This window comes from Chitinophagales bacterium (genome assembly GCA_041392475.1).
Classification (GTDB): Bacteria; Bacteroidota; Bacteroidia; order Chitinophagales; family UBA2359; genus JAUHXA01.
Genome location: JAWKLZ010000001.1, coordinates 1,390,537 through 1,405,156 on the forward strand (window position 1 = coordinate 1,390,537; position 14,620 = coordinate 1,405,156).

Annotated in this window: 9 protein-coding genes; 6 read left to right on the forward strand and 3 right to left on the reverse strand. The window is 39.0% G+C overall.

Translation table 11 applies throughout. The annotated features are described in order from the left end of the window. The first annotated feature begins 58 nt into the window (after positions 1–58). From R3E32_05055 to R3E32_05070, 4 genes are all read left to right on the forward strand, one after another. On the forward strand, positions 59–2,890 hold the full coding sequence (locus R3E32_05055; GenBank protein MEZ4884089.1) for a T9SS type A sorting domain-containing protein: 2,832 nt from the start codon (positions 59–61) through the stop codon (positions 2,888–2,890). A gap of 474 nt (positions 2,891–3,364) precedes the next feature. Then, positions 3,365–4,294, forward strand: coding sequence for a hypothetical protein (locus R3E32_05060; GenBank protein MEZ4884090.1), 930 nt, complete (start codon positions 3,365–3,367; stop codon positions 4,292–4,294). A gap of 118 nt (positions 4,295–4,412) precedes the next feature. After that, complete coding sequence (locus R3E32_05065; protein MEZ4884091.1) at positions 4,413–5,876, forward strand: alpha/beta hydrolase-fold protein; 1,464 nt, start codon at positions 4,413–4,415, stop codon at positions 5,874–5,876. 44 nt (positions 5,877–5,920) lie between these two features. Continuing rightward, positions 5,921–7,432 carry an FAD-binding protein gene (locus R3E32_05070; GenBank protein ID MEZ4884092.1) on the forward strand — a complete coding sequence of 504 codons (1,512 nt, stop codon included), beginning with the start codon at positions 5,921–5,923 and terminating at the stop codon, positions 7,430–7,432. Between the two features lie 102 nt (positions 7,433–7,534). On the opposite strand, the gene R3E32_05075 is transcribed toward R3E32_05070, so the two are convergent. Then, positions 7,535–8,269, reverse strand: a complete 735-nt coding sequence (locus tag R3E32_05075) for a DUF2064 domain-containing protein (protein MEZ4884093.1) — start codon at positions 8,267–8,269, stop codon at positions 7,535–7,537. Positions 8,270–8,940: 671 nt separating this feature from the next. Between R3E32_05075 and R3E32_05080 the strand changes: the two genes are divergently transcribed. Together R3E32_05080 and R3E32_05085 are read left to right on the forward strand one after the other, a co-directional pair. Continuing rightward, positions 8,941–10,302, forward strand: a complete 1,362-nt coding sequence (locus tag R3E32_05080) for a cytochrome P450 (protein MEZ4884094.1) — start codon at positions 8,941–8,943, stop codon at positions 10,300–10,302. A 46-nt stretch (positions 10,303–10,348) separates the two neighbouring features. Beyond that, the gene (locus R3E32_05085; protein MEZ4884095.1) at positions 10,349–11,617 is read left to right on the forward strand and encodes a DUF4105 domain-containing protein; all 1,269 of its coding nucleotides are present in this window, start codon (positions 10,349–10,351) and stop codon (positions 11,615–11,617) included. 278 nt (positions 11,618–11,895) lie between these two features. On the opposite strand, the gene R3E32_05090 is transcribed toward R3E32_05085, so the two are convergent. Then, complete coding sequence (locus R3E32_05090; GenBank protein ID MEZ4884096.1) at positions 11,896–12,828, reverse strand: glycosyltransferase family 2 protein; 933 nt, start codon at positions 12,826–12,828, stop codon at positions 11,896–11,898. A gap of 168 nt (positions 12,829–12,996) precedes the next feature. After that, positions 12,997–14,535 carry a hypothetical protein gene (locus tag R3E32_05095; protein MEZ4884097.1) on the reverse strand — a complete coding sequence of 513 codons (1,539 nt, stop codon included), beginning with the start codon at positions 14,533–14,535 and terminating at the stop codon, positions 12,997–12,999. Positions 14,536–14,620: the final 85 nt, after the last annotated feature.

Sequence of the window (14,620 nt, forward strand, 5' to 3'; positions counted from 1 at the left end):
AGTTTTGCGTTAACCATATAGAAACCTATTTCTTTCAATTATCGAAACCGTTTGTATTATGAAAAAACGACTACTGATTTTTTGTTTGTTGTTTGTTTGTTTTTGTCAAATTGTTGAAGCACAATTGTGTAATCAGTCTTATGAAGTACCTAATTTGACTGGTGTTCACTTGATTGAACAAACTGTAGATGAGGGTTATATTGTTGTGGGAAAAGTTGGAGAAGACATTTTTCTACTAAAAACAGATGTGTTGGGCAATGAACTTTGGAGTGAAACATACTCCAATGAAGGCAATATTTACCCAATGTATATTCGTCAAGATTCAGAAGGAAATTATCAAGTTTTGGGTACTTTTTTCGATAATTCAACATTCTCCATTTTTTTTATTGAAGTTGAGGCCAATGGAAAACTGATTGATAAAAAAATCTTTGAAATATCTCCAAATGATAGCGTAAGAGACATCAAAATAAATGCGAATAATGAAATAATTGTTGCTGGATCTACCTACGACGACCCTATTTCTTTAGTAGAAGAATTAGCCTTACTTCTCAAATTTGATTTTGAAGGCAATCAATTAAGCCGAGCAGTTATTGATGACGAAAAAGAAGATGAGGAGTGCGATGTAGAATTTTGGGGAGGATTGTGTCATATCTCGTCAAGAGCCAATATTGTAGAAATAGACAACAATGATAAACCAATCTTAGCGGGAAGTGGTGAATATTTAGATTATGATATTGTAACTGGTTCCATTGCTACTACTTTTCAAGAAGGTTCATTGGGAAGATTAGAATGGGAAGATTATTATCATTCTACATTGAATTTAGGATTTGATTTTACATCTGAAAGTACAATTATTGATTTAGTTATGGGACGTGAGGATAATATAACTTACTTCATTTCTGATTTTTTAAATTTTAATACTCCAGAAGGTTTCACAATAGGTACTATTTTTAAAGGTCACGAAATCAAACTTTTTCCATTAATTCCCTACCAATTGATACAAACAACTGATCAACATTTCATCATATCAGGCGAAGGATTGATAGGCAATCTATACACTGAAAAACTCCTCAAAGTGGATAAGCTTGGAAATCTAATTTGGGAGCGAATTTTTGAGCATCCTACTGTAGCAAATGCTCATCTTATTAAAATAAAAGCCACAACTGATGGTGGGTTTGTAGCGGTATGGGAAGATAACAATACAGATGTTGTTCACCTCACCAAGTTCGACTCCTATGGTTATTCCTGCAAAAACTACATCGAAGGCAACATTTTCGCAGACTCCAACAACAATTGTCAAGTTGAAGAAGGAGAAAGGGCAATTTCAGATGTTCATTTGAAAATCAATAACGAAAGTACATTGACAACTGTAAACCCCAATGGTTCTTATTCTTTACCTTTGGATTCAGGCACTTACAACATCTCCATTTCCACCACTCCCGACCTTTGGGAAGCCAATTGTGAAGAAAACTACCAAGTTACTTTTGACAGCCTTTACCAAACCATCGAAAACATTGACTTTGCCCTTCAAGCTTCGATTCCCTGCCAATTGATGAACATTGATGTAGGCATTTCGAGGGCAAGAGCTTGTAGAGAAGGACGATTGGCGATTGAATACTGCAATGATGGAAATACGGATGCAAACAATATTCGCATTGAGCTACAAATCAGCCCTCTGCTCGAAAACATTACAAGTTCGACACCTTTTGTGGAAGAAAATGGACTGTACGTTTTTGAACCTTCGATGTTGGAATGGGGCAGATGTCGGAGTATTTATGTGTACTATCAAGTCGTTTGTGATGCGTCTATTGACGAACAAGTTTGTGTAGAAGCCCGCATTTTTCCGAATGACCACTGTGGTGAAGCACGTCCGATAGATGAATCCATTACCTGCCTGGATGTCACTAATTCTTACGACCCGAATGATATACAAGTGGAATACGAACAACCGATTGAAGGTGGTGATTGTGTGGTGGAAAATGGCTGGTTGGACTATACGATTCGCTTTCAGAATACGGGAAATGATACGGCTTATCGGGTGATGGTAATGGACACTTTGCCGCAATCGGTTGAATTGGAAAGTTTTCGGAGAGGAGCGAGTAGCCACCATTACGAATTGGAGTTCCATCAACCCAATGTTTTGGTATGGATTTTTGACAACATCAATTTGCTGGACAGCCTAAACAATGAACCTGAAAGTCATGGTTTTGTGTCGTTTAGCATTCGCCAAAAAAGTGAGAATGTAGAGGGTTTGGTGATTGCAAATCAAGCACACATTTACTTCGACTTCAATGCACCGATTACGACCAATATTGCTTCGGTTCAAAACTGTTTGAAAACGACTTTACCTGTTGAAATAACGGCTTTTAGAGGAGAAGTGAAACACAATGGAAATTTTATTGAATGGGAAACGGCTTCAGAAGTCAATAATGACTATTTTCAATTGGAACATTCTCAAAATGGTCAAAACTTTGAAAGAATTGCCACTATCAATAGCATAGGAACAACCTCTAAACCTCAAAAATACAGCTTTCTACATAGGCATCCTTTTGTTGGAGCTAACTATTACCGACTTTCACAGGTAGATTTAGATGGTACTGTTTCTTATTTTGTAACTATTAGCTTGCATATTCATCCTTCTCATCCCAATTTTCAATTTCATTTTCGTCGTTTTTACCCCAATCCAAGTCATGGTTTACTATTCATAGAATTTAGCAATCCTTCCCTTCAAAATTTGGAATTGGAGTTGGTGAACACTTTGGGGCAAGTGGTTCTGCGTCAAAATATTGAAGGGAGCGCAAATAGAGTGGAAGTGGATTGTAGTGGATTGCAGAAAGGTTTGTATTTGTTGAAGTTGGGGGATGTTTGGGAGAAGATGGTGGTGCGGTAGGAAGTAGTTTGCTAAATTGTATCAGATTTTCGCTGTTTTAGCAGCATTGCTGCGGCTCTATTTGTAGACAAGGACTAAAAAAAATACCACATAAGGGGCATAGCCTCGACACCCTATAAAATCAGCTTCTTAGTTGTGTCGAAGCTACGCTCCTAATAGTTTATCATTTCATTTTTTTCTACAAATTGGGTCTTGGCTACGCCCTTCTTGGTTTTATAAAAATTTCCTTCAAAATGGATGCAGCTTACAAAAAGGTTTGTATTTGTTGAAGTTGGGGGATGTTTGGGAGAAGGTGGTGGTGCGGTGACACTCATATTAGTGAAAACTACATAATTTTTGATATGAAAAAATAGTGCTTTTTTCATTAGAGCTTATTAAGACTCAACTACTATGGCTATCGTTCTAATTTGGCAAAAGTAGAAAAATTGAAGAGAAGATAGTATTTTCCCACTTCAAAAAAGATTGACAAACTCCATGAAATGGCAAAAACTGGATAGAATCATTGCCCCACAACCTGATTTAGAATGGGTTAGTACTTTTGCAGGCCCTTCCTATGCTGTTCAAATTGCAGACAGTTCACTGTTTGACATTTACATCACTGGTCGAGACTCCAAAAACCGTTCGCAAATCGGCAAAATTCGCATTGACATCCGCCAACCACAGCAGATTTTGGAGATAAGTGAGCAACCACTTTTCAGCGTGGGAGAATTGGGAAGTTTTGACGAAAATGGGGTGTCCTATCCTTGGATGGTCGAACACAATGGGCGGCTTTGGATGTACTATGTGGGATGGATGCCAACGGTTTTGACTCCCTTCAATCTGCAATTGGGCCTGGCGATTCAGCAAGCAGATGGCAGTTTTGAGCGGTTTTCTCGTGCGCCTATTTTGCCCCGCACCAACGACGATTATTTGTCTTTTGGCTCTGCTTGTGTGCGAAAAGAAGGCGATTTGTGGCGATTGTACTACACTTGTTTTTTGAAGTGGGGCCAAAAACCAAGCGATCACAAACACTACTACGTTATCAAATATGCTGAATCAGACAACGGCATTCATTGGCGACGCAACAACCATATTTGCATCAACATTGAAGCGGAAAGTGAATATTCGATTTGCCGCCCAACGATTTACAAAGACACATCGGGAATTTACCACCTTTGGCATACTTACAGAGGAGAACAGTATCGCATTGGTTATGCCTACTCCAATGATGGCATCAACTTTACTCGCCGAGACGATTTGGTAGGCATTGACGTGTCCGAAAAAGGCTGGGATAATACGGCAATGTGTTACGCCCAAGTTTTTACTTTTGAAAACCAATTATACATGATTTACAACGGAAATGAATATGGTCAAGAAGGATTGGGATTGGCGAGGATGCCGATTGCAGACTTGAAAAGATGGTGAGGTAGTGGAATTGTGGAACGGCAAAATGATAAGAGGTTTTGTGGTAATCTTGAAAAAAAATGCGATTTTTGGATGTTCGTTCTACTTTTAGCCTATTCACCTTCAAAAATTCCATGAAATGAACTTCAATATCTTGACAAACAAATATTGCTGCAAACACACATTCACACAACTGTTTGCCATCTTTTTATGCCTACTTTTTAGCAGTCTTTCCGCTTTCGCCCAACTCACTTTTCACATCACCAAAACGCCTTCCAATACACCTGCTAATGCCATCATTCACCTTGCAGGTGGCTTCAATGGGTGGAATGGAGGAGATACCAATATGCAGTTCACCAAAAACCAAGACGGAACGTATAGCCTCACCAAAAATTTAACGATAGGTTTACTGGAATTCAAATTTACAAGAGGCAGTTGGGAAACAGTAGAAGGAAATGAAAATGGGGAATTTCGCCCCAATCGCCAGTTCAATTACAATGGCAGTCCACAAACCATAGAGATTGAAATATTGGGTTGGGAAGATTTAGACGGTGGAAGTGGGATATTGAACTTACCACCAAATGTTCACATAGTGGATGAAGACTTTTATATGCCAGAACTTGACCGCAATCGCAGAATTTGGATTTACCTTCCTCCTGACTACGATACAGCTTCCAATAAACACTACCGAACTTTATACATGCACGATGCCCAAAACTTGTTCATGTCCGAAACAAGTTTTGCAGGAGAATGGGAAGTGGACGAAACGCTGACCAAATTGTTTGAGCAAGGTGACGAAGGTTGTATTGTGGTAGGCATTGACAATGGCGAAGGAGAGCGAATTGACGAATATTCGCCGTGGGTCAATGTGAGTTATGGCGGTGGTGAAGGTGATGAGTATGCCAATTTTTTGGTGACTACGCTCAAACCTTATATTGACGAGAATTACCGAACAAAGCCCGAACGGGAATACACTGGCATTATGGGGAGTTCTATGGGCGGTTTGATTTCACACTATACAGTGCTGGAATACCAAGACGTTTTCAGTAAAGCGGGCATTTTTTCACCTTCCTATTGGTTTTCGGGCGAAGCCTATACGCATGTTTTGGCGAGTGGACATCAAGCCGAAATGCGGATTTGTCTATTATCGGGCGGAAAAGAAGACGGTGGTTCGGTGGTGATTGATGTCGAAAATATGTACGAAACTTTCTTAGAGGTTGGTTTTGGGATGGACGAGGTAAAGAATGTGGTGAAAGCGGACGGTGAACACAGTGAATGGTTCTGGGCAAGAGAATTTAGTGACAGCTACCAATGGCTTTTTGAAGTGGATTTAGACACTGATATTGAAGCAAATACCGTAGAGAAACCCATTCTTTTTTACCCAAATCCTGTAATAGAAAAACTATATTTACAAGTAAATCAATCTTTCCAAAAGGGTATTCTGACCATTCGCACAATTGATGGGAAAATCGTTCAAAGTCACTCTTTGAACAATAAAAGCAACCGTTTTGACCTTCAAAAAATGAACAATGGTTTTTACATGCTGCAAGTGACTTTGGATGGCAAATTGATACATTCGGAAAGAATGGTATTGGCGAGGTAATAATTTTACACTTTGGGCAAAACAATCAAATAATAAATTACCAAATGACTACACAAGAACAAAAAAGAAGGGCTTTTATCAAAACCATGTTACTCGCAGGCGCAAGCATTTACCTGCCTTCCTGCAAACCCAAAACGCCTTCAACTACTCCTAATACAGAGATTCCACCAAATACGTCAAACCCACCGATTGAAGAAAAACCCGATACGATTGAAGAACAAGTTGAGCAAATTGACGAGCTCTTCAAAAGCGAAAATGTGGTATTTTTCAGAATGGAAGATGCTGAATATTCAGACCTTAATGTGGGCTTCAATTTGCGAGTCCCCAAACAGCCAAAAATCATTGCGCTTTGTAAAAATGAGGAAGGTATTGCAGAATCGGTGAAATATGCCAAGCAGTACAAATTACAGGTGTGTGTGAAAAGCGGAGGGCATAGTTTTGAAGGTTTTTCGAGCAACGATGGTGGAATGTGCATCAACCTGTCTTTATTGAAGGAAGTGGAATGGCTGGACGATAATACGGTCAAACTCGGTTGTGGCCTCACGCTCAAGGAGATTTACGATGCGCTTTTACCGAAAGGAAAAATCATTCCTGCGGGTTCGTGTGCAGGAGTAGGTATTGGCGGCTTGGCATTGGGTGGCGGCTACGGTTTATTTGGACGAAAATTTGGCTTGACCTGCGACAGCATGAAAGCATTGACTTTGATAGATGGAAATGGAAAAATCCACAAAGCTAAAAATGAAGATGAACTTCTTTGGGCGTGTAGAGGCGGTGGAAACGGCAATTTTGGAGTGGTCGCCAACATGACCTTCAAAGCCCACGAAGCCCCTAAAACCTTCACCCGACACCTTTTCAAAGCCTACAAATTGGATGTGACCCGTGCCAAATCTTTGTTGCAAAAATGGTTTGAAATGACCGCACAATTGCCCAATTCTTGTTTTGGAGCGTATGTCTTGAATGGCAAAACATTGACCGTTTTGATTACGGATGCCGAAAACCGCATTGCAGAAATCAAGCCTTTACTGGATACGTTTTCTACTTCAATGGACAAAACGACGATTGGCGAAGTCGAAACGGATTTGCCGAAATCCCTCAAAAGATACTACGGTATTCAAACACCGCTTTACTTCAAAAATGCCTGTGCGGGCTTGTACAAGGGCTTTGCAGATATTGAAGGTTGTATTGAAGCGGTAATCCAAAAAGTACACGAAAATCCAGGTTTAATTTACCAAGTCAACACTTTGGGAGGTGAAATTGCCAATCCCGATTTTGAAGCTGTTTCTGCTTATCCGCATCGCTCCTACCCTTACCTATCAGAACTGCAAGCCTACTACGAAAAAGACACACAGGGTCAAAAACTGGTGACTGCTTTCCAAGAAATTCAAACGATTTTCACCAATCACGGTATTTCAGCCCACTACCGCAACTATCCCGATATTCATTTTGAGAACTGGGAAACAGCGTATTACGGAAAGAATTACCCTCGATTGCAACAAATAAAACGAAAGTACGATGGAGAGAATGTGATTTGGCATGAGCAGAGTGTGAAGGTTTGAAATGATGACAGAACAAGTTTCTATTGCCCTATTGATTTCTCTACACACACATTCTATAAAACAATAAAAACACTCTTAAATATTATTTGTTAGATATTGTAATTAATTCAAACAAAAACAGAACACTTCACCTTCATCCAATGAATCCAATACATAAGGTGGTGTATAAAAAATACGGCTGTCTATGGTTTCGGACAACTCATATTGTAGAACAGATGACTCAAAAGCATCAAGGGTATCTTCAATCTGTGCAGCCATACTTTCAAAGGGAGGATATTTTTGAAGGCAAAGTTGAAAATCGCTGGGTGTATCCATAACAATTTCGGTGGGTAAAAACCCCACTTTCAAATCGTCAATTGCCGCATTCATCACCATATCTTCAAATAGGTGATTCGTTCCCCATCTAAGTTCCAATAAATTGGTGCGCAGATAGGCATCTTTTGAACACCCAAACAAGTAACTCCCCCCATCAAATGTTGGCCCTATAATTACGTCTTTGGTACTCAATAAGTTTTGAGCAGACACAAGCATTTCCGTAGAAATATGTAAATAGTCATTGCCTATCACAATGACTTGCTCATAATTCATTTCAAAGAGTTTATCAAAACCATACAGGAGTTTGCTGCCAAAATTAACCCCTTTGAGATTGGTTGTTTCTATTCTATAAACAGGCATTCCTGTCGCTTCCGCAGTTTGCAGAAAATGTTGTCCCAATATTTTTACCAATATATCGCCCTCCTTATGCCGTACATTCAATGCTAAATTTTTAGTGGATTCAGCATTGTAAGGTGTTCGGGTGAATAAAAGTATCGCAGTTTTTAAACAATTGTCTTTCATTCTAAAGTAGATTTTTAACTTTGAGCAAAATAACTAAGGATTTGTGACATATTGCTGTCTCAACTCAGACACTACTAAACAATAATTATGCTAAGTATATGTCAAAAACACTATTTTTTGAGAATTCAGCTCCTTCTTGACCTCTTTTATTTATCAGAGTCGCTGCAAAATTAGCCTTTTCTTCCTCATCAAATCGAAAAGACAATAGGAATGTATATTACAAGTCAAATTTCCCGCAATAAACTTGTACTACAAGCATCTAAAAATCAAAACTATCTGTTTAGTAAGGCTGTTTTTTAATCTTTGGACTGGGGAGAAAAGATGCAAGAAGCAGGATTTTAATTTATTAACAACCAATCTTTTATATCTCACTTCTTGCTTCCTACTTCTTTCGTCCAAAGTCCAAATGTTTTAACTTTACGTTTTAAAAATAAATTATAAATTTATTTGGTTCTTTGACAAATTTGTAGAAGCTATAAAGACTTCGGTAGGCCCGAAAAAAATAATCTTCAATAAGATGCCCATGTAACCCTTTCAAAAGATAAACTACCGAAGTCTCATTTCACAGATTTTGTCAAAAAACCACTTATTTTTGCAGCGGGTCTAATTTTTGAAAAGTTCCTCATAGAGTTTATTAATTTTGTAGCCAACCTAAAAATCCGTCACCTCCTATGAATTATTCCAAGAAACTGCCTCAAATTTCATTTCTCAAGTCACTCTATCGAATCAAAGATTTTGCAGCCAATCCCATCCCGATGATTAACAATTCGATGAAAAGATACGGCGATACGTATGCGACCTACATCGGCCCTATGAGAATGATTGTAACCCAAGATCCTGCTCACATACAATACATACTCCAACAAAACCACAAAAACTACCATAAATCAAAAATCATCAAAACGCTCGCCAAGCAAATCGGAAATGGTCTGTTGACCACAGATGGAAGCTATTGGCTGCGACAAAGACGTTTGATTCAGCCAGGGTTTCACCGCCAAAAATTGCAGGCTTTGGTCAGCATCATGCAGCAAGAAACACAGCAGTTTATAACAGAATTGAAAGGGTATGCTCAAACGGGTGAGGTGATAGATTTGTCCAAAGAGATGATGAAAATTACCCTGAGAATTGTCGCCAAATCGCTGTTCAGTACAGGTATTACCTCAAAAGATTTAGAGCTGATTGACCACGTAATCACAGAACAACAAAAATACATCATCACCAAAGTAAGGCAGCCTTATCTAAAACCGTGGCTATTTGTGAGTGGAGAAGATTACCGTCAAAAAAAGATAAGTGAACAACTCGATCAATTACTGCAAAACATTATCAATCAACGAAAAAGCAGCAATGAGGAACACGATGATTTGTTGGACATGCTCTTGAGCGCACGGTATGAGGATACGGGCGAAGGTATGGACAACCAACAGCTACGTGACGAAAGCCTTATTCTGTTTGTGGCAGGACACGAAACCTCCGCCAATGCACTCGCTTGGACTTGGTACTTATTGAGTCAAAATCAAGATATAGAGGCTAAAATTTTGAAGGAAACGGAAAATGTTTTGGGAAATCGTTTGGTCAGTTTTGAAGACATTCCACAACTACAATATACTAAACAAGTGCTACAAGAAACCATGCGTTTGTATCCGCCTGCATGGATTATGGACAGAGTGGCATTATCGGATGACAAATTGGGTGAATTTGACGTACCTAAAGGACAGGTTATCAGCTTATTTATCTATGGCGCACACCGCAATCCAAATTATTGGGACAATCCTGAGCATTTTGACCCCGACCGTTTCACCAAAGAAGCGATGAAAGAACGCCCTGCCTTTAGTTATTTTCCATTTGGCGGTGGCCCTCGTTTGTGCATTGGGCAGCAATTTGCGTACATGGAAATGCAGTTGGTCGTTGCAGAAATGATTCGAAAATTCCGAATTGAACTCGTAGAAAATCAAGATATTGACATCCTTCCCTTGATAACTTTGCGCCCAAAAAACGGTATTTTGGCGCGATTGAAGGAGAGAAATAAAGGTTGAAGTGGAAATGAAGTATCAAAAACGTAAAAAACAAGTTCAAATATCAATGAATTTACTTGCAAACAGTCGAATCATTCAATTGAAGCACTACTTATTCATTGTCAGTTGCTTACTCTGTATGTGGACTCCAACTTCAATGGCTGCTCCTCAACTTTCCAATCAGGCAGAGGTGAGCCTGATGACTTGCGATGCAGGAGAAGACCTGTATGCAGCTTTCGGACACAGTGCCATTCGGGTACATGACCCTGTTCAAGGCATTGACAATGTGTACAATTACGGTACTTTTGATTTTGATACGCCGGGGTTTTATGTCAAATTTATGCGGGGAAAACTCAACTACAAAATGGATAGAGATCCATTTCGTCAATTCTACTACGCCTACAATGTACGCAATAGGGCAGTTGTGCAGCAAACCTTGGCATTGGATTCGACTGTGAAACAACAACTATTTGACAAACTGGAAATCAATTATTTACCCGAAAATCGCTTCTATCTATACGATTTCTTCTTCGACAATTGTTCTTCTCGTATCAGAGATATTTTTGTAGAAGTATTGGGAGATTCATTGGTGTTTGAAAGTGAATTTATCGAAAAAGAAAAAACGTTTAGGCAATTGCTTGACCAAAATTTGACGAGCAAACAATGGGCAGATTTTGGGATTGACTTGGCTTTGGGAGCAGATGTGGATCAAATTGCAGAACCCATCAATTATATGTTTCTACCTGAATATCTGGAATCAGCTTTCGACAATGCATTCATCCTCAATAATGGAGAGAAAATCCCTTTTGTGAAACAGAAAACAACCATCGTAGATAAACCTCCACTGTCAAAAGACTATCCTTTTTGGCAACGCCCCATTTTTGTTTTTTCCTTGCTGTTTGTGCTGATTTTATTGTGGTCTTATTTTCGCCCACCCAATTTTGACAAGTTGTATTTAGATAAAATTCTTTTTTTAATTGTCGGGTTAGCAGGACTGATACTCTTCCTATTGTGGTTTGCAACTGACCATTCTACAACCGACAACAACTTCAACATTCTTTGGGCAAATCCCATTCACCTACTTAGTTTTATACTCCTCTTCAAAGCCCAAAAAATCAAACGTTTAAACCTCTACTTCTTGTTTTTTGCCATATTGAACACCGCTTTTCTGTTGCTTTGGAGTTTTTTGCCCCAAGCAATGCACATTGCGTTCATTCCCATTATGTTGACGATTATTTTGAGGTGCGGAGTGTTGTATTATTACCTCAACAAAAAAACAGGCCCTTCGCATACAGAGCTTTTAACCGAGTCATTACGAAAGGAGATTACCAAGTAAGAAGAGTGAATACTTTTAGACTTAGAGAGTTTCATTTCACAAGCATTTATACCTAATTAAAAGCTCATAAATTTTCATTCATGTATTTTTTTCAATTCAACAGAATTGTATGTATTTTTAAAATCTAAACCCATAAGGTTTAAATCCAAAACATGCTTTTGTCCTGTACTTAGCACAGTATAAACTATATAAGTGGCAATGTATTTTTTTTACACAAAGAACTGACAATTAATAGTTTTGAAAACTAATCACCAATCACTAATTTACTAATCACTGTATTAGTCTTCTGCTACATTCAAAGTCTCGCTCACCAAAAACCGTGGGCGATTGCGAACCTCATTGAAAACTTTGCCTAAATAAACACCCAAAATACCAATCGCCATCAATATCAACGCCGTACAAAACAACATCAAAGCGCCTAAAGCCAAAGAACCTTCTGCAAAAAAAGCGGCTATCCCCCACCCTACTGCAATGATATTTAGTGTCAAACCGATATAAATGGCAAAATGCAGCAGCTTCAAAGATTGGTAGGTAATGCCTGTAATGGCCATTTGAAAAAGTTTGGCGAAAGAATAGGAACTCCCGCCCTCTGCTCGGCTTTTGTGTTTGATTTCCATCAAATCATAGTCGAAACCCAACCACCTTAATACCATCAAATAATGGCGTTCTTCATCGCTGAATTGCAGCAAAACATTGACCACTTTTCGGCTGATAATCGAGTAGTTGCGAACATGACGGTCAAAACCCTTGTAGTCTGCCAAAAACTTCAACAAAGCATTGTACGCCTTTGAAGTGAAACGCCGCATCATAGACTGATTGTGTTGTTGGGCGTAAGTAAACACAATGTCAAAATCTCCTTTTTTTGCCTTTTCAAACAAAGTCGGAATGTAAATCGGATCGTCCTGCAAATCACAATCCATGACCACTACATAATCCCCTTTTGCAGCCTTCAAACCTGCCATGATTGCAGGATATTGTCCAAAATTTCGGCTCAAACGCAAGCCCTTCACCCGCTTGTCTTTCTGACAATTCGCTTCAATTTTTCGCCAAGAATGATCGGGACTGCCATCTTCTACCAATACAATCTCGAAATAGGGCGTGACTTGTTCGGCAGCAACAATGATTTGCCTCACTAGTTCATCTACCATCTCTTCGGCAAGATAAACGGGTGATACAATGGATAATAGGATTGGCTGACGAAATGACTCCATGTTTGTATGCTTGGTTTGTTGACTGCAAATGTCGCAAATTCCAAGAAAAACTGAGGTGAAACCTTTTTCATTTCCAGACTTTTGAAGTTTAACCTCGAAAGTGCTGGAAATTAGAACATTCCTGTATTCTCAAAAAAAAGCTTCAAAAGTCTCCTTTCACAAGCATTTTTAATACCGTTCATACAAACGAATATACACTTGCCCTTTTCTATATTCTTGCTTCAATTGCCAATCACCTCCCTCCTTCCGCAATATTTCCAAATATTTGATGTCAAAATCATTCATGATGTTGGACTCCAAGATATATTTGAAATCAGTGAGTTGTGAACGACTATCTCTATCTGCAAATTGGCGGCGGTCATTGTTGAGGCGGGTAAATTTGCGGGGGCGAACAGCTGGAAATTCTGTTCCAATTTCTTCAAATGGAATTTGTTGTGCTTCAATGTAAGCTGTCATTTGGTCGCTTAGTTCAAAATAGGGTAAAAACAGCAGGGAAGCATCTGAACCAGCAGGAAACCTTTCGGGATAGATCCAAAAATGTCCGCTCAACAAACTTAGCACGGCTGCAATGAAAATAAGATTTCGCAATTTTTTACTTTGAATTACAAATAATACTGCACTAAACAATACACTCACTAACAAAAATGTAGGGATAAAATAGCGGTGTAAAATGTGCGTTTGGCGCAAGGTGAGGAAAGGAAGGTATAATATCAAAGGTAGGATGGTAAAAATAAAGAGTGAATTGAAATTTGAAGGAAAAGCATCGGTTTTTAAAGTGGGTGTTTTGCGTTTTTGCCAGTATTGAAGGAGTAAAATAGCGGCAAAAAACCATAGTATTACTCGTCCATAATCCAATAAACGCCAAGCTGTAAACATGAGATTTCGCCGCCATCCATTGAAGTCCACATATCCATATCCATTTGCCCACGGAGAATCGGGATTAGAGGTCAAAAAACCATTGACCTGATAATGATACACCAACCATCCAACCACCAAAACCATTGCAGGGAGATAAGCTAGAATGATTTGGCGAACAACTGAAATAAGGTGCAAAATAAATACCTCAATCCAAATCGTTTTTTCTCCCAAATTGCGCTTTCTCGCTTCTTCCCATTCTTTTGAATCTACCATTCTTGCCAAAAAATCGGTCATCCCCAATAAACCTACTGCAATGATTCCCCTCAAACTAAAGGCTGCCATGCCGCACAATGCAAGTGATAAGAGCCATGGTTTGCGGTAAAAAATGCCATTTAGGGCGAGTAAATACAAACAGACTAAAGCAATGTCAACGCCTCCCAATACACTCTGAGCCAATAGGGTGGGTTCTGCAAAAAGCAGCAGTAAGGCATAAGGCAGGGCTTTGGAAGGTAAAAAATAGCGGGCTAAATGATAGTAGGCAATTCCCAATCCGACCAAAAAAGGAAATACTGCCCAATGACTGACCGCCAATGTTTTACCGAAAAATGTCCACATTGCAGCGATATAAATGGCATAAAAAGGTGGATGTCCGCTATCTAATTGAAGCGGCAACACAACAGAAGGGAAGGAATTTTCGTAATAATAGTGTGCCATTTTTGACACCAAATACACATTGTCCCAAAAAAAGGGAATGTGTAGGCTGCAAAGGGTAAGTACAATGTAAAACAGTGCAATACACCCATAGTAAGGTGTATGACCAGTAAATCTCGATTTGTCAAACCAATTCATCCAGAATAATTTGAACAAAAATAAACGGACTCACTTGGTATTTGTCAATTTGTAGTGATAAAATTTTGGTAATTTTGGGTAAAAA

Excerpts from the sequence above, each read along its gene's own strand:
- R3E32_05055 (MEZ4884089.1), top strand. The coding sequence starts at position 59 with ATGAAAAAACGACTACTGATTTTTTGTTTGTTGTTTGTTTGTTTTTGT.
- R3E32_05060 (MEZ4884090.1), top strand. The coding sequence starts at position 3,365 with ATGAAATGGCAAAAACTGGATAGAATCATTGCCCCACAACCTGATTTA.
- R3E32_05065 (MEZ4884091.1), top strand. The coding sequence starts at position 4,413 with ATGAACTTCAATATCTTGACAAACAAATATTGCTGCAAACACACATTC.
- R3E32_05070 (MEZ4884092.1), top strand. The coding sequence starts at position 5,921 with ATGACTACACAAGAACAAAAAAGAAGGGCTTTTATCAAAACCATGTTA.
- R3E32_05075 (MEZ4884093.1), bottom strand. The coding sequence starts at position 8,269 with ATGAAAGACAATTGTTTAAAAACTGCGATACTTTTATTCACCCGAACA.
- R3E32_05080 (MEZ4884094.1), top strand. The coding sequence starts at position 8,941 with ATGAATTATTCCAAGAAACTGCCTCAAATTTCATTTCTCAAGTCACTC.
- R3E32_05085 (MEZ4884095.1), top strand. The coding sequence starts at position 10,349 with ATGAATTTACTTGCAAACAGTCGAATCATTCAATTGAAGCACTACTTA.
- R3E32_05090 (MEZ4884096.1), bottom strand. The coding sequence starts at position 12,828 with ATGGAGTCATTTCGTCAGCCAATCCTATTATCCATTGTATCACCCGTT.
- R3E32_05095 (MEZ4884097.1), bottom strand. The coding sequence starts at position 14,535 with ATGAATTGGTTTGACAAATCGAGATTTACTGGTCATACACCTTACTAT.